Source organism: Kitasatospora sp. cg17-2, assembly GCF_054031055.1.
This window is the reverse complement of record NZ_CM132923.1, coordinates 9,396,301-9,411,398: the sequence shown is the minus strand read 5'-3', so window position 1 is coordinate 9,411,398 and position 15,098 is coordinate 9,396,301. Positions and strand designations below refer to the sequence as shown.

Genomic DNA, 15,098 nt, shown 5'->3' with positions numbered 1-15,098 from the left:
GCGAAGACTTCCATAAATGTTCGACTTTGACCGATTAATCTCCCGCTTCACATGCACGGAGCCACCCTCATGGACAACCCGTCCACCGCCGACACCGACGGCGCGATGGAGACCCGCGGTATCGAACCCGTCCCGGACCACGAGCGCCGGGGCAGAGTCCGCGAGCTCTTCCCGACCTGGGTCGCGGCGAACATCAGCGTCCTGCTGCTCACCATGGGCGCGGCCCTGGTGGTGTTCAACCGGCTGAACTTCTGGCAGGTCCTGGTCGTCGCGGCGTGCGCGGCGCTCGCCTCCTTCGGCATGGTCGGGCTGCTCTCGGTCTCCGGGAAGTGGGGCGGAGCCCCGGGTGCCACGCTCTCCCGGGCCACCTTCGGCGTGCGGGGCAACCTCTTCCCCGGCGCGATCCTCTGGATCGCCCGGTTCGGCTGGGAGACGATCAACGCCGTCACCGGCGCCTACGCCGTCCTCACCGTCCTCGACCTGCTCCTCGGCGTCCGGAGCAACACCGCGCTGATCGTCGTCACGCTCTTCGTCTTCGTCGCGTGCACCTTCCTGGTCTCCGGTCTGGGCCGGAAGGCGCTGAACGTCTGCAACACCTGGTCGACCTACCTCTTCGGCGTCTTCAGCGTCCTGGTGCTCGGCTACCTGGTGGCGACCATGGACTGGAGCGAGGTATTCGCCAAGCCCGCGGGCACCACCGCGATGATGGTCGCCGGCATCGGGACCATCGCCGCCGGCGGCATCAGCTGGGTCCCCACCGGCCCCGACTTCGCCCGCTACCTGCCGCACTCCGCCTCCGGCCGGAAGATCGTCGGCGTGACGGTCTCCGGCGCCGGTCTGGTGATGGTGCCGATGGTGCTGATGGGCGCCGTCATGGCGGTGGCCTCCCCCGGCCTGGCGGAGGCCGCGGACCCGGTCTCCTTCCTCGGCGACCTGCTGCCGACCTGGCTGGCCGTGCCGTACCTGCTGACCGCGATCGTGGGCATGCTGCTGATCAACAGCCTCTCCATGTACTCGGCCGGCTTCACCGCCCAGACCATGGGCGTCAAGCTGCCGCGCGCCATGGCCGTCAGCATCAACGCCGTGATCTCGCTGGTCGGCGGCCTGCTGCTGATGCTGGTCGCCACGAGCTTCCTGGGCTCGTTCATCACCTTCCTGATCCTGCTCGCCGTCTCCTTCTCGGCCTGGATCGGCGTGTACGCGGTGGACATGTTCCGCCGCCGCTCGCGCGCGGTCCGCTACGACGCCGCCGCGCTGATGGACACCGGCCGGAGCAGCCGGTACTGGTACGTCGGCGGCTTCTGCTGGCAGGCGATGGTGTCCTGGGTGCTCGCGCTGCTGGTCGGCCTGGCCTTCACCAAGTGCGACTGGTTCGCCGGGCCGCTGTCCGACACCCCCGTCGGCCGGTACGGGCTCGCCTGGGCGGCGACCATCGTGGTCTCCGGCGTGATCATGGCCGTGCTGCCCGTCCCCCGGGAGAACGTGGCCGCCGACGCCGACCGGTCCGCCGACGCGGTGGCGGAGGAGCGGCCCGAGCGGGTCGCCGTCTGACCCCCGAACCCTGCAGCCCCTGAGCCCTTCGGCTCCGATCGCCCCGGCCGTCCCGGCCGGGGCGATCCTGCGTCTCCGGGGCGCCCGGTGCCCGGGGCGCTCGCAGCCGCGACCACAGCCGCGACGGCCGCCCCGGCGCGCTCGTCTTGTAGCGCGGTGTACCCGCCGCTACGCTGCCACGCGTGAAGCAACTGAACCTGCGCATCGACGAGGAAACCCACGAGGCCCTGGAGCAGCGGGCGGAGGCGGCCGGGATGAGCCTGCCGGACTACGCCCGCAAGGTCCTGGCCGAGGAGGCCGACGAGCGGCGCGAGCGGTTCCTGACCGCCGCCGCGCACTTCTCCCAGGTGTGGGCACCGGCGTTCGAGGCCGAGTTCGGCCCCTACCCGCAGGGCGGGGCCGGGCACCGGTCCGGGACGGCGGACGCGGCGTGATCCTGCGCGTCGACCGCACCTGGCTGCTGGAGGTCGCCCAGCAGTTCCTTCGCGCCGATCCCGACGTCACGGACTACGGCACGCTCGCCGCGGCGGTGGCCCGCCATGTCGACGAGGTGATGGACGTGGCGGTGTACGGCGGTGTGCACCAGCGCGCGGCCGCCCTCATGCACCAGCTCATCCGCGTCCCGGCGCTGGAGTTCGCCAACGAGCACTTCGCGGCCGTCGTCGCCGCGTCCTACCTCAGCGCCTCCGGGGTCATCGTGACCGCCGAGCCCAAGGCGGCCGTCGAACTCGCCGCGCGGATCCGCGACGGCCGGGCCGACGTCCGCGAGACCGCCACCGCCGTCCGCGCCTGGTACCGCTGACCCGGGCCGGGCCTGTCGGCGGTCAGAGCGGGAGCGAGAACCTGACCTTGGGGCGCCCCAGCGCGCCCGCGCGGTGGTAGAAGCGGACGGCGTCGGTGTTCCAGTCGGGGGTCTGCCACTGCACCTCGGCGGCGCCCCGGGCCTCGGCCGCGTCCTTCACCGCGTCGAGCAGGGCGCGACCCCAGCCCTCGCCCCGGTACGTCTCGGCGACGAACAGGCAGTCCAGGTGGACGTGTTCGGCAGCCTGCCAGGTGGAGAACTCGCGGGACCAGGAGGCGTAGCCGAGCAGCTCGCCACCGCGGTCGACCACCAGGCACCAGGCCCTCGGGTTCGGCCCGAACAACGGCGGCTCCAGTCGGGAGGCGAGGTCGGCGGGCACCGGCCCGGCGCCCTCGAAGGCGGCGTGGTCCGCGCAGAGCCGCGCGATCGCGGGCAGGTCGGCGGGCGCGGCCGGACGGATCGCGCCGGGGGTGGCGACGGCGGGGGTGGCGACGGGCATCGGGTGACCTCGTGTTCCTGCTGGTCGGGGGCGGAACCGGCGGGCCGCACCGGACTCCCCGGTCGGCCGGGGCCCATCCTCCGGCCCCTGGTCCGGGCCGCACGAGTGGCGTGGACGCCCGGGGTCGCCAAGATCCCGCCACGGCCGCCCGGGCGGTGCCGCTTCCGTCCGCCCGGCGTGGCACACTGCGGTGGCCGCCGGGGGACGGACGTCGTTCCTCCGGTTCCGATCGTCCCGCCGAGGAGCACGCATGAGCACCACCCCGCCGGTATCGCTGGTCACGGGCGCCAACCGGGGAATCGGCCGCGAGACCGCGCGTCAGCTCGCCGCGCTCGGCCACACCGTCCTGCTGTGCGCCCGCCGGGCCGCCGAGGCCGACCAGGCCGCGACCGAGCTGGCGCCCGACGTCCCCGGCACGCTGCTGCCGTACCGGCTGGACGTCACCGACGCCGAGGGCGTCGACGCGCTGGCCCGTGAGGTCGACGCGCGGTTCGGCCGGCTCGACGTGCTCGTCAACAACGCCGCCGTCAACTACGACACCGCGCGACGCGCCACCGACGTCGACCTCGACGAGGTCGCCCGGACCCTGGAGACCAACCTGTTCGGCGCCTGGCGCACCGCGCAGGCGTTCCTCCCGCTGCTGCGCCGGTCGGCGCACCCGCGCCTGGTCAACGTGTCCAGCGAGTCCGGATCGCTGACCCACATGACGGGCGGGACGCCCGCCTACGGGGTCTCGAAGGCCGCCCTCAACGCCCTGACCCGCAAGCTCGCGGACGAGCTGCGCGGTGACCGGATCCTGGTCAACGCCGTCTGCCCCGGCTGGATCGCCACCGACATGGGCGGTCCCGGCGGCGCGCCCGTCGACCGGGGCGCCGCGGGTGTGCTCTGGGCCGCGACCCTGCCCGACTCCGGCCCCACCGGCGGGTTCTTCCGGGACGGGAAGCCGCTGGACTGGTAGGCGGTCCCTCCGGTCGGGAGCCGACTTCCTCCGGGCCCCAGGGGGTTTGACGGCGACCCTAGAATGGGTGACCGGTCGCGAGTGGTGGTTCCGCACACGCACGGGGCGTGTCCGCGGGGTGAGGGAAGAGGTGCGCCGTGCCCGAAGCAGACTCCGGTGCGTCCACGCTCGCGGCGAAGCTGGACCGGCTGTTCGACGTGGTCCGCCGCCCCGACCGCGAGCCGTACACCCATGAAGAGGTCGCCCGGGCCTGCCGGGAGGCCACCGGCGAGACGTTCTCGGCGACGTACCTGTGGCAGCTCCGCACCGGCCGCCGGGACAATCCGACGAAGCGTCATCTGGAGGCGCTGGCCCAGTTCTTCCAGGTGCCGCCCGCCTACTTCTTCGACGACCGGCAGAGCGTCCGGATCACCGAGGAGCTGGCGCTGCTCGGCGCGCTGCGGGACGCCGGTGTGCGGGACGTGGCGCTGCGCGCGGTGGCCCTGTCGCCCGAGGGGCTCGGCACGATCAGCGACATGATCGAGGCGATCGCCCGACGCGAGGCCGCCGGCAGGCCCGACGCCGGGTCCGGTGGCGGGGCCGGGAGTGGGACCGTCGGCGGGTCCGGCGGCGGGGCCGGCGGCAGGTAGCGGCAATCGCTGTCGAAGCGGTTCTCCCGGGGCGCCCCCGTCCGTAGGATCGCCTCCCGCATCGGGCGGTGGAGCATCGGGGGTACGGACATGGGGCATCCGGGTGGGGTCGAGCGGGGGCTCTGGCTCCGATGTCGCGGCGTCGCGGACTCGATACCGCTCCCCGAGCCCTTCGACATCCGGGCCCTGACGGATTCACTCGCCCGGCTGCGCGGCAGACCCATCGAACTGGTCCCGCTCTCCGGCCCCGCGCACTCGCCCTGCGGTGTGCTGATCAGCACCGACCGCGCGGACTACATCGGCTACGCCGTCGACACCACCGCGCTGCACCAACAGCACATCGTGCTGCACGAGATCGGCCACCTCCTCTGCCGGCACACCGGCGACGGCGCCGGGCTCGGCGAGAACGTCCGGGAGGCGCTGACGCCCCGGTTGTCGGGCGAGCTGGTCCGCCGGGTGCTCGGACGGTCGGCGTACACGCAGCGGCAGGAGCAGGAGGCGGAGCTCGTCGCCTCGCTGGTCCTGCACCGGGTGCTGCGGCGTCAACGGTCCTCGGTGGTCGGGCAGCTGGCCGAGGGCGTGCTCCGGCTGGGAGCCGGACGCGGCGGGACGCGGGCGCGTGGAACGGTACGGCATGGGTGAGGGGGGCGGACCGGTCCGCGACTGGGCCGACCTCCACCGGCTCGGCCCCCTCTGGTCGGCCCTGCGGGCGGAGCGTCCGGAGATCGAACTCGTCACCCCCGAGCCGTGGTTCGGCCCCGGGGGCGGCCGGCGCGGGGGCGTCCGGTTCGCGCTGTTCCGCCGGATCATCGAGATCCGCGACGGCCAGCTGTCCCTCCGCCCGCACCTGCACCCCCGGGTGCCGTTCTGGGTGGGCGAGGTGGTCCGCCCGGCCGGGACGGAGCAGTTCGCGATCCTGGTCGAGGCCGCCGCGATCGCCGCCGCCCTGGAGGCGGCCCGCGCCGGGCACCGCTTCCCCGTCGGCCCCGCCGAGGGGTGGGTGCCGCACCCGCTCACGGCCGGTCTCCGCGAGGAGGCGGCGTGGCTGGTCGGGGTGGCCGCCGCCTATCGCCGTTCACCGGTGATGGCCCATGTCCGGCGCCGGGTGCGGGCGGAGCTGGCCGGGGTCGCGGCGGCACGCTGAGGTCACCCTGGGCACCACACCGCCCACCGCCCCACCGCCCCGCCGCCCCACCGGACCCGCGGCCCGGCGGCAGCGGGGGGCGGGGCGGCGGATGCGACGGATGCGACGGGGTCCAACAGCACTGCCGGGAGGGCCGGTTCAGCCCCGGGCCAGCTCGGGCATCAGCCCGTACACCTGTTCCGCCGCCCCGGCATCCGCCTCCAGGCAGGCGAGCAGATCGGCCTTGGCCGCCTCCGGACGGTCCAGCCCGAGCAGACAACGGGCCCGCTGGAGGCGCGCGTCCACGTCCTCGGTCGCGTCCACCACCTCGTCCAGCAGCCGGACGGCCTCGCCGTACCGGCCGGCGTCGTGGTGGACCACGGCCAGGTTGAACCGGATGCCCGGCTCCGCGGACAGCTCGACCGCGCGCGCCAGGTGGCTGCCCGCGCCGTCCAGATCGCCCTCCTGGTAGCGGAGTTCCCCGAGCAGGGCCCAGGCCTCGGCGGATTCCGGGTCGACGTCGACGGCCTCCGCGTAGGCCCCGGCCGCCGCCGCGAGATCCTCCTCCGCCGCGAGCAACTGCCCCTTCAGGCAGAGGAGTCGGGCGTTCTTCGGGTTCCGCTCCAGCCCGGCGGCGAGGTCCGCCCGGGCGAGGTCGTGGGAGCCCGTCTCGATCAGCAGGGCCGCCCGGTTGATCCGGGCCTCGTCGAACTCCGGGTCGAGCTGGAGCACATATCCGAAGTCCGCCGCCGCGGCCTCGGTGTCGCCCAGCTCCGCCAGGACGTCCGCCCGGTTGAAGTAGGCCTCGGGGAACGGCGGGGAGAGCCGGATGGCGTGCTCGTAGTCGGCCAGGGCCCGCTCCGGCTCGCCGAGGTCGCGCCAGAGCATGCCCCGGTCGAAGTGGTACTCGGCGTAGTTGGGGTCGCACTCGATCACCGCGGTGTAGTCGGCGACGGCCTCGGTGTGGTGGCCGAGTGCCGCGTGCACCTGGGCCCGGTTGTAGAGCAGCACCGAGCGGTGCAGCGCGTGCTCGTCGGGCTCCAGGGTCTCGTCCAGCCGGGCGATGCAGGCGTCCAGCAGCTCCAGCGCCGCGGCCGGGCGCCCCTGGTGGACCTCGATCAGCGCGAGCCCGTTGCGGTTGAACACGACCCGCGCCTCCCGCTCCTTCGGGTCCGGGTGCCAACGGGCGAAGGCGATCGCCTGGTTGACCCAGGCGCGGGCCAGCTGGTGGTCGCGGCGCCCGGCCTCGAAGTGCCGGGTGTGCAGCATCGCGGTGGCGTACGCGGCCTGCATGTGGACCTCGGGCGAGGCGCTGAGCGCTCGGGCCTCGTCGTACAGCGGCAGGGCCCGCTCCGCCAGACCGAGCGCCGCGAAGGAGGTGGTCATCTTGGTGGTGAAGGCCCACCAGTGGTTCGGGTTGCTCTCGTGCGTCACCAGCCGCCGGCCGCGCTCGCCGAGGTCCACCACGGCGTGGTAGTAGCCGAGGTCCATGCAGTGGTCGAGGGCGTGGCGCAGGATGTCCGCGCCGACGCCGGCCGGGTCGCTGCCGTGCTCCGCGTGCCAGGCGATGGCCCCCAGTCGCAGCGAGGACTCGCCGGCCGTCTCCAGTTCGGCGCGCCGCAGGTCGTGCAGGCGGGCGCGTTCGTCGGCCGGGAGAGCCAGGTAGGCGGCGAGCGCCTCGGCGTCGTCGCCGATGCCGTCGGCGGCGATGTGGGCGTGGGCGATGTGGGCGTGGGCGAGTCCGGCCTGCCCGGGCGCGGCAGGCTCCGGGGCGGCCGCGGTCTCCGCGGCGGCCGGGTCGAGCACCGCGCAGTGGGCGGCGAGCGCGTCGGGCAGTGTCTCGCGGCCCGGGCCGGCCGGGCGCTCCAGCGGCTCGGTACCGGTGGTCACGACCACGGTCAGCAGTGCCGGGTCGATCCGTCGCAGCAGGACGGCGAGGAATTCGCCGTCGGTCGGATCGGCCCGGTGCGCGTCCTCGACCACCAGGGTGTGCGGGCCCGTGCCGAGGGCGCGCAGGTACGCCTCCAGGAACTCGACCAGGCCGTGGGCGATCCGCAGGGTGCGCAGCGCGGAGTAGAAGCGGGTGCGTTCCTTGGGCACCGCCAGGGAGGTGAGCGTCTCGCGGGTGGCGGGCACCAGGTCGCGCAGTTCGGGGGTGGTCGAGAGGATCTCGATGTCGTGCCCGGTGACGGCTTCGGGGCAGCGCGCGAGTGCGTCGGGGAGGGTCGCCCGCAGGATCGATCCGACGGCCGTGTAGGGCCCGCGCAGGCGGCGGTCGGCGTTCACCACGGCGAGCACGGGCGGCAGGTCGAGCGTCGCGCGGGCGGCGGCGCGAGCGTGGCGCCCGGCGGCGCGGACCCAGTGGTGGCGGTGTTCGGCCATGGCACAGCTGCCTTTCGTGCGGTGACGGGGAGGTGGGGCGGGTGGTGACGCGGCGCGGTGGTGACTCGGTGCGCCTGCCGACGGGGTGCGGGAGGCCGGGGTCGGGACGTCCGGGGTTCAGGCCGTCCGGGCGGGGGCGGGGCGCCGGGCAGCGCGGCGCTCCCGGACGGCGAGGACCACGACGGCGGCGGTCTGACCGAGACTCAGCAGCAGCAGGACGATCGAGTCCAGCCGGGCGGCCGTCGACCCCTGGCCGGTCATCCGCAGCCACACGTCGTGCAGCAGCCGGTACGCCGTGGGGACGACGACGCCGGCGAACATCGTCAGGGTGAACGCGTAGCCGACCACCATGAGCCAGGCGTACCAGCGGGCGACCCGCCGGTCGACGGGATGGTGGGCCTCCAGGTCCACCTGCGGCCGCCGCCCGGTGAACCGCCGGACGGTGTTGCGGAGCACGTCGACCGCGGCGGCGTGCAGGTTCACGCAGCCCAGCGCGGTGCTGAGCAGCACGTAGAGGTCGGTGCGCAGGTAGAAGAAGCCCTGCCAGGCCAGCCGCAGCACCGTGGCGTAGGCGATCGCGAGGCAGAGCCGGGCGACGGTGGCGGCTCCCCCGCGCGTCGCGTCGGCGACCAGGGTGAGCACGGCGATCGCCAGCACGTCGGCCAGCATGCCCGCCAGGATCGGCAGGTAGCGCTTCCGGCGCGGCACGCTCACCAGGCCGTCGAGCGAGGTCTCCAGCACCAGGTACACCAGGCGGTGCCCGACCGAGAGCCGTGAGCGCAGGCCGAGCCGACGCCCGGCCAGGGCGTGGAACGCCTCGTGCAGCGCCAGCAGCGGTGCCTGGCCGAAGAACAGGAGCAGGACGACGAGGGTGTACGACGTGGTGAAGAACAGGTTGTCGGTCCGCGGGACCAGGGCGGGCACCCGGACCATCTCGACCGCGGCGAGGGCCGTCACGAGCGCGTAGCCGAGCAGCGCCGGCCGGCCGAACAGCAGTGTGCCCAGTCGCTGCCAGCGCACCGGCGCGGCTTCGGCCGTCGGTGTGTCGGCGGGGCGGAAGAGGTCGAGTTCCGCGAGGACCTCGACCAGGTCGGCGATGTCCACGCTCTCGCCGTGCGCGGCCCGGTAGCGCTCGGCCGCCTCGCGCGGGGTGAGGCCGTCGGCCAGCATCCGGACGAGTTCCGCGCCGTCGGCCGGGAAGACGGCGTAGGTGTCGGTCTCCGGGCTGCCGATGGTGACTTCGTCGGCCTCCTCCAGGTACACGAGCCGGCGCATGGGCAGCGGTCGGTCCAGGTCGAGGCCCGGGGCGTCGGAGTTGCTGTCCACCGGGGAGTGCACGGGGCCTCCTTGCGGGAGGTGGGCGGGCGGAGGGAACGGGCGGGTGGCGCGGACGAACGGGTGGTGGCGCGGACGGGCCGAGGGGAGGGTGAGCGGTGCCGGTCGTGATGCGCCCGACCGGCACCGCCGTCCCCTGCCCTCGGGGTGGATCAGACCTGCACCATGCAGTCCCACGGCAGGTACAGCGCACGCGCCGTGCTGGTCAGGCGGACCGGGCCGGCCTTGCGGACGACGATCTTCTTCATGACGGACACCTCCTTCCACGACTCGTGGTCGAGGCCATGAGGAGGCATGAGCTGAGATGAATCAGGTTCTCCATCTCAGCCACACCAGCTGGCCGAGGCCAAGAGTGATGAACCCGCGTCACCCGCGTCAAGAGAACGACACACCGCCTCTTGGCAAAACCCCGGACAAGAAGCGGTCGAGCGCGCAGGTCAGGACCGACTTCCGCAGGACCGACCGGCGCCGACGAAGTCCACTCCCCGACCGCCGGGCAAGCTCCGATGCCGCGCCAGAATATAAACTGAAATGAATTGCACTCCCCGGGACGGCGCGCCCCGGCACCCCGGGCCGAGGGCCCCCTCCGCCCCCGATCGATCCCGGCCCACCGGCATCTGTCGGACCGTCACATCGGTTGCTACAGTCCCTGCTTGCAACGACAGCGCACGTGCCGTTTCCCGCACCGTCCATCCAGGAGAGTGGAGAACAGCCATGGGTTCGCTTCCTCGCCGCATCGCCGCCGTGGCGCTCGCCACCGCGGCCCTGCTCGGCGCCGCGGGTACCGCCGCCGACGCGTCGACCACCGCGACCAAGCTCTTCAGGGCCTACGGCCCCAACCCGTCCGCCGCCACCAACCGGGCCTGGGCCGCCGCGCACGCCGCGGGCTTCACCGACGCCCAGTGCAGCTCGGAGGTCGAGGTGATCGCCCCCGGCTACTGGGAGGTCATCGTCACCTGCGTGAACTGACCGGATCCCGCGCGCCCCGGCCGGCGGTCGTCGGCCGGGGCGTCGGGGCGGCGGGGCGGCGGGGCGGCTAGCGGTGGTGGACGAAGCGGTAGGTGGCACGGTCCAGTTCGGTGACCTCGACCCCGATCGCGGCCGGCACGGTGACGCAGGACTCCAGCACGGCCAGCACCCGGGCGGTCAGCTCCGCGCGCTGCTCCGCACTGCGGCCGGCCAGGATCTTGATCTCCACCAGCACCACCGCCTCCCCCGTCGACCCGTCGCCCACCACGTACCGCTCGGCCGGGCGGAAGACGGTCTTGCAGTCCGGCACGGCGGTGTCGATCACCTCGACGATCGCCCGGTGCACCTCCTCGGCGAAAACGGCACGGTCGAAGTCGAGTTCGGCCGAGTGGTCGACCAGGATCTGCGGCAAGGGAACCTCCGGGGACGGGGCCCGCCGGGTCCCGGCGGGCGGTGTCCGCGACGCTACCGCCCCTCCCCCGCCCGTCCGACGGCGCGTCCGTCCGACCGTCGCCCCGGGGATTTCCGCCGTCAGCGATCACCGGACCGGAGGCCTGTCCCGCCCCCGCGCCGGGGTGGCAGGGTGTCGGCCATGACTCGGGCATTCAGCGGCGACGTGGCCGGTTACTACGCGAAGTACCGCCGCGGCTACCCGCCGCAGGCCGTCGACACACTGCAGGAGGCCTTCGGACTCGGTACCGAGGACGTGGTCCTGGACCTCGGCTGCGGCACCGGCCAGCTCGCCCTTCCCCTGACCGACCGGGTCCGGTCCGTCATCGGCATGGATCCGGAACCCGACATGCTCCGCCTCGCGGGCGAGGCGGCGGCCGAGCGGGGCATCGGCAACGCCACCTGGATACTCGGCGGCGACCGCGACGTCCCCACCCTCCGGACCCTGCTCGGCCGGAACTCGCTCGCGATGACCGTGATCGGCAACGCGATCCACTGGATGCGGCACGAGGAGCTGTTCGACGCGCTCCTCCCGCTCCTGCGGCCCGGCGGCGGCATCGCCGTGGTGGCCAACGGCACCCCGCTCTGGCTCCAGGAGAACGACTGGTCACCGGCTCTCCGGGCCGGCCTGGAACACCACTTCGGCACCGGCCTCGCGCCGTCCTGCGGCACCCTGCCCCGGGACCGCGACCAGTACCGGCGGGCCCTGGGCGCGGCCGGTTTCGGCGAGGTGCGGGAGACCGTCGTCGAGTACACCGACCAACTCACCCTGGAGCAGATCGTCGGCGGCGTCTGCTCCGCCGTACCCACCGACCGACTGCCCGCGCCCGAGGACCGACCCGCGTTCGCGGAGTACCTCCGGCGGTGCCTGCCGGCCGACCGGGAGACCTTCACCGAACACGTGCGGGTCGCGATCCTCACCGCCCGCGTCTGACGGCCCGCGCCCGGCAGCGCACGACACCGCCCGCGTCCGACGGCCCGCACACCGCGACGCACGGCACCGGCCGCCCGGCCCCGGGAAGGGGTCGGGCGGCCGGTGGTGTCCCGGGGGCCCGTTCCCCGGCCGCCTGCCGGGGAAAGGGTGGACCCGCGCGGCCCGGGTCACGGGGCCTGCGCCAGGGGGCCGCGGGTCAGTAGCGAGAAGTGACGGTCACTCCGGTGAAGCCCTCCTCCGCGAGCAGGCTGAAGTAGACGTAGCCGGTCGGGGGGTTGGTGATGGTCAGGCTCTCGGTGTTGCCGGCCTTGGCCGAGCGGGTGACGTAGCTGTTCTTGGTCGCCCAGCTGCCCCAGTCGTAGTAGAGGTCGGCGTTGCCGGTGCCGCCGCTGGCGCTGACGGTGATGTTCTGCGTGCCGGCCGGCACGTAGAGGTAGAAGTGGGCGTAGTTCCCGGTGGTCGCGGAGACGTTGCTGCGCGCGCAGTTGCGGTCGAGGACGCGGACGTCGGGGTTGGCGCACTCGCTCGCGGCGGTGATCACCAGGCTGCGGCTGGTGGTGGCCTTGGCGCCCTTGTCGTCGACGACGGTCAGGGTGACGGTGTAGGTGCCGGGGCTCTGGTAGCTCTTGTAGGGGTTGGCGGCGGTGGAGCTCGTACCGTCGCCGAAGCTCCAGGTCCGGCCGACGATCGTGCCGTCCGGGTCGGTGGACAGGTCGGTCAGGTTGACGCTGCGTCCGTTGACCGAGGCGGTGAAGGCCGCGGTGGGCGCCCGGTTGCCGGGCGGGGTGGTGTTGGCGCAGGCGCCGGCGGCGCAGGCGGTGAGCCAGGTGTCGAAGTCGGCGTCGTAGCGGGTGCCGATGGTGGTCTTGAGGACGGTGCGGGCACCGTTCCAGTCACCGGCGCGGTACTTGGCGAGCACGGCGTCGACGTCGTTGCGGTGCTGCTCCAGCATGTAGCGCACGGCGAGGTAGCCCCAGCGGTAGGTGCGCTCGGTGTTGGTGTTCTCGTAGGTGGTGTCGAACAGGGTGGAGAGCTTGTAGGTGTGCAGGCCCGCCGCGGAGATCGCCGCGTCGTAGTCGACCTTGCGGTAGGAGTACGAGATGTACTCGGCGAAGCCCTCGATCCACCAGATGGTGGGGGTGGTCACGCCGGAGTCGAAGTCGCCGTACATGTCGAAGCGGCCGTCGAGGTAGTGGGTGTACTCGTGGTTGAGGTTCCACACCTCGAACGCGGGCTTGGCGAAGGGCGCCTCGTAGGCGAGGAAGCGCGGCTGGTTGCCGGCCGCGTTGGGCTTGCCCTCCAGGTACATGCCGCCGTTGTCGGTGTTGATGCCGTAGATCGAGGCGGCGAACACCTGGTAGTCGAAGGGGCTGTCGAAGACGACGACCTCGATGGTGGTGTTCCGGTCGTCCGCGACCGGGCCGTTGTCCTTGGCCACCGTGTGGAAGTAGGCGTCCTGGGAGGTGAGGCTGCGGCAGGCGGCGTTCAGGTTGTCGGAGGTCGCCTGCTGGGCGATGATCCGGATGCTCGACGAGCAGGTGAAGTCGGTGGCCAGCAGGCCGGAACGCAGCCGCGCGGCCGCGTCGGTGGTGCCGTAGTAGGCGCTGTTCGCGGCGTCGTACTCGGTGGCCATCTCGGCGACGGCGGCCCACTGGTAGGCCGTCCGGCCGCTCGGGGAGCTCTGCTGGGCCAGGCCCTTGAGCAACGGGCGGACCTTGGGCTGCAGCGCGGTGTACTGGACGAAGCGGCCGAGTTCACGGGTCGCGTTGTAGGGCAGGTAGCCGAAGTCGGTGCCGTAGAGGGAGCCGTTGACGGCGGCGAAGTTGTCGAGGGTGTCGAGCAGCGAGGGGTCGGCGGCGACGGCGGCCGGGAAGCTCGCCAGCTGGTGACCCCGGAACAGCACGCTGAAGACGTTGTTGACCGCTCCGGCCATGCCCTTGACGCCGTTGTGGGTGGCGGGGTTGTAGTCGCTCAGGATCCGCTTGATCACCGGCAGGTAGCGGCTGTTCTCCTGCGCGCTGTCGATCAGGGTGACCGTCTCGCCGAGGATCGCGGCGTTGGCGGCGGTCAGGTCGCGCGAACGGGCGCTGTTGAAGAAGGAGTCCAGCGCGCCGCGGATCGAGTTCTGCAGGGCGGTGCCGTAGGTGCCGACGTCGGACGCGTGGTACCACTGCACGAAGTAGCCGGCCCGCAGGAAGAGCACCAACTGCGCGACCGAGGTGCTGTTGTCGCCCGGGTAGGCCGACGCCGAGGAGCGCAGCGCGTCGGCGACGCTCACCATCTGGACCTCGCGGAACGCCCAGTAGGCGTCGTTGCCGGTGAGGTTGAACAGCTGGTTGACGCAGTCGCCGGTGGCGGCCTTGACCTGCTGGACCAGGGCGTCACCGGTGCGGGAGGTGAAGTCCGAGACGTTGCAGGCGGCTTCGGCGGCCGCGGTGGCCGAGGGCGCCGCGCTGCCGAGGGACTTCGCGGCGGTGCCGGCGGACGGGGCCCGGCCGGTGGTGCTGGTGCTCAGGCCGAGGGACTGGGCGGAAGCCACCGCGTCCAGCGGGGCGTTGAACGGTGCCCGGTTCCTGGCCGGGACGGGCGCGCCCCGGTCGGCCTCCCCGGTGTACGGGGAGGTTCCGGCGGCGGGCTGCGGTGCCAGGGTGCCGGTGCCGGCCGGGGCCGTGGGGGTGGCCGTCGGGGCGGCGTGGCTGCCGGGGGCGAACACGGCGAGCACGGTGCAGAGCGCCAGGACGAGGGTCAACAGCCTTGCCAGGTGCGGCAGGCCGGGTATGCGGGTGGGGCTCAAGTGGGGGCCTCCGAGCTGTACCCGGGCGTCGTGGGGTCACGACCGGGCATGGGTGGGGACCGTCGAAGGGCAGGCCGCGGGGATCGGCACACCATCGGTGCGGTGAAGTGTGGCATGTACAATTGCATACTTCACATTGCCGTGGAAGACGCAGAACGGAACCAAGTCCTCGACTTCCGGCGCACCGTGACACCGCGCCCGACCCACCGCACCGGACCGCCGCAGCTCCGCGCGTGAAGACCCGTGTACGGCTTTTCCGAGCGCGACCGCGGGAACACGAAAAGTACTCGCCCCGCGTCCCAGCCCGTGGACACCGGCTCCCCGCCGGCCGGTCCGCGCCCCACCGCCCGGCGGGCCGGTCGGAGGAAACGGCACCAGAATGGGAGAGGCCGCTGATTCCCCCGGGAGCGGGAGGCACCCGTGAAGGATCTCGAATTCACCCAGAAGCGCACTCTGTCACGCGCCGAGGCCGCCGGTCAGCTGGAGGCTCTCGCGGCCGCGCTCAGACGCGGCGGCCAGGCCGAGCTGGAGCTCGGACCGGGACGACTGACCCTGCGGATCCCCGACGAACTCTCCACCGAGATCGAGGTCGAGCTCGAGGACGGCAAGATCGAGCTGGAGGTCGAACTGACCTGGCACACCGAACAGCCCGAGGACTGACGGCCGCGGCCG

Annotated in this window: 15 protein-coding genes; 10 read left to right on the top strand and 5 right to left on the bottom strand. The window is 73.1% G+C overall.

Annotated elements, in window-relative coordinates; all coding sequences use genetic code 11:
- The first annotated feature begins 51 nt into the window (after window positions 1-51).
- The 3 genes from ACW14Y_RS39430 to ACW14Y_RS39420 all read left to right on the top strand — a co-directional run bounded on the left by ACW14Y_RS39430 (window position 52) and on the right by ACW14Y_RS39420 (window position 2,353).
- Window positions 52-1,551: a purine-cytosine permease family protein gene (locus ACW14Y_RS39430; RefSeq protein WP_380300274.1), complete on the top strand. Its 1,500-nt coding sequence runs from the start codon at window positions 52-54 to the stop codon at window positions 1,549-1,551.
- Window positions 1,552-1,733: 182 nt separating this feature from the next.
- The gene (locus tag ACW14Y_RS39425) at window positions 1,734-1,985 is read left to right on the top strand and encodes a plasmid mobilization protein (protein WP_030397208.1); all 252 of its coding nucleotides are present in this window, start codon (window positions 1,734-1,736) and stop codon (window positions 1,983-1,985) included.
- Complete coding sequence (locus ACW14Y_RS39420) at window positions 1,982-2,353, top strand: fic family toxin-antitoxin system, toxin component (protein ID WP_380438401.1); 372 nt, start codon at window positions 1,982-1,984, stop codon at window positions 2,351-2,353. Before ACW14Y_RS39425 ends, ACW14Y_RS39420 begins: the two co-directional genes overlap by 4 nt.
- Before the next feature lie 22 nt (window positions 2,354-2,375).
- Here the strand turns inward: ACW14Y_RS39420 and ACW14Y_RS39415 are convergent, their stop codons facing one another.
- Complete coding sequence (locus ACW14Y_RS39415) at window positions 2,376-2,852, bottom strand: N-acetyltransferase family protein (RefSeq protein WP_456985221.1); 477 nt, start codon at window positions 2,850-2,852, stop codon at window positions 2,376-2,378.
- A gap of 250 nt (window positions 2,853-3,102) precedes the next feature.
- On the opposite strand from ACW14Y_RS39415, the gene ACW14Y_RS39410 reads away from it, so the two are divergent.
- The 4 genes from ACW14Y_RS39410 (at window position 3,103) to ACW14Y_RS39395 (ending at window position 5,583) form a co-directional block, all read left to right on the top strand.
- Window positions 3,103-3,810, top strand: a complete 708-nt coding sequence (locus tag ACW14Y_RS39410) for an SDR family oxidoreductase (RefSeq protein WP_456985220.1) — start codon at window positions 3,103-3,105, stop codon at window positions 3,808-3,810.
- A 137-nt stretch (window positions 3,811-3,947) separates the two neighbouring features.
- Entirely contained in the window at window positions 3,948-4,439 is a 492-nt protein-coding gene (locus ACW14Y_RS39405) for an XRE family transcriptional regulator (RefSeq protein ID WP_456985219.1), read from the top strand.
- A gap of 90 nt (window positions 4,440-4,529) precedes the next feature.
- Entirely contained in the window at window positions 4,530-5,081 is a 552-nt protein-coding gene (locus ACW14Y_RS39400; RefSeq protein ID WP_380438410.1) for a ParH-like protein, read from the top strand.
- A complete protein-coding gene (locus ACW14Y_RS39395) occupies window positions 5,074-5,583 on the top strand; it encodes a DUF6545 domain-containing protein (RefSeq protein WP_380300279.1) in 510 nt (169 codons plus the stop codon). The genes ACW14Y_RS39400 and ACW14Y_RS39395 overlap by 8 nt, the downstream gene beginning before the upstream one ends.
- Before the next feature lie 138 nt (window positions 5,584-5,721).
- Here the strand turns inward: ACW14Y_RS39395 and ACW14Y_RS39390 are convergent, their stop codons facing one another.
- Both ACW14Y_RS39390 and ACW14Y_RS39385 read right to left on the bottom strand, forming a co-directional pair.
- On the bottom strand, window positions 5,722-7,944 hold the full coding sequence (locus ACW14Y_RS39390; RefSeq protein ID WP_456985218.1) for a tetratricopeptide repeat protein: 2,223 nt from the start codon (window positions 7,942-7,944) through the stop codon (window positions 5,722-5,724).
- 117 nt (window positions 7,945-8,061) lie between these two features.
- Window positions 8,062-9,282 (bottom strand): hypothetical protein, encoded by a 1,221-nt coding sequence (locus tag ACW14Y_RS39385; RefSeq protein WP_456985217.1) that lies wholly within the window; start codon window positions 9,280-9,282, stop codon window positions 8,062-8,064.
- A 711-nt stretch (window positions 9,283-9,993) separates the two neighbouring features.
- Here ACW14Y_RS39385 and ACW14Y_RS39380 point away from each other — a divergent pair.
- Window positions 9,994-10,248, top strand: a complete 255-nt coding sequence (locus ACW14Y_RS39380; protein ID WP_456985216.1) for a hypothetical protein — start codon at window positions 9,994-9,996, stop codon at window positions 10,246-10,248.
- Between the two features lie 67 nt (window positions 10,249-10,315).
- Here ACW14Y_RS39380 and ACW14Y_RS39375 read toward each other — a convergent pair whose 3' ends face one another.
- On the bottom strand, window positions 10,316-10,660 hold the full coding sequence (locus tag ACW14Y_RS39375) for a 5-carboxymethyl-2-hydroxymuconate Delta-isomerase (RefSeq protein ID WP_380300283.1): 345 nt from the start codon (window positions 10,658-10,660) through the stop codon (window positions 10,316-10,318).
- 180 nt (window positions 10,661-10,840) lie between these two features.
- Between ACW14Y_RS39375 and ACW14Y_RS39370 the strand changes: the two genes are divergently transcribed.
- On the top strand, window positions 10,841-11,632 hold the full coding sequence (locus ACW14Y_RS39370; RefSeq protein ID WP_456985215.1) for a class I SAM-dependent methyltransferase: 792 nt from the start codon (window positions 10,841-10,843) through the stop codon (window positions 11,630-11,632).
- 196 nt (window positions 11,633-11,828) lie between these two features.
- On the opposite strand, the gene ACW14Y_RS39365 is transcribed toward ACW14Y_RS39370, so the two are convergent.
- Entirely contained in the window at window positions 11,829-14,426 is a 2,598-nt protein-coding gene (locus ACW14Y_RS39365) for a collagenase (RefSeq protein WP_456985214.1), read from the bottom strand.
- Window positions 14,427-14,846: 420 nt separating this feature from the next.
- Between ACW14Y_RS39365 and ACW14Y_RS39360 the strand changes: the two genes are divergently transcribed.
- Window positions 14,847-15,086 carry an amphi-Trp domain-containing protein gene (locus tag ACW14Y_RS39360; protein WP_340634921.1) on the top strand — a complete coding sequence of 80 codons (240 nt, stop codon included), beginning with the start codon at window positions 14,847-14,849 and terminating at the stop codon, window positions 15,084-15,086.
- The last annotated feature ends 12 nt before the right edge of the window (window positions 15,087-15,098 follow it).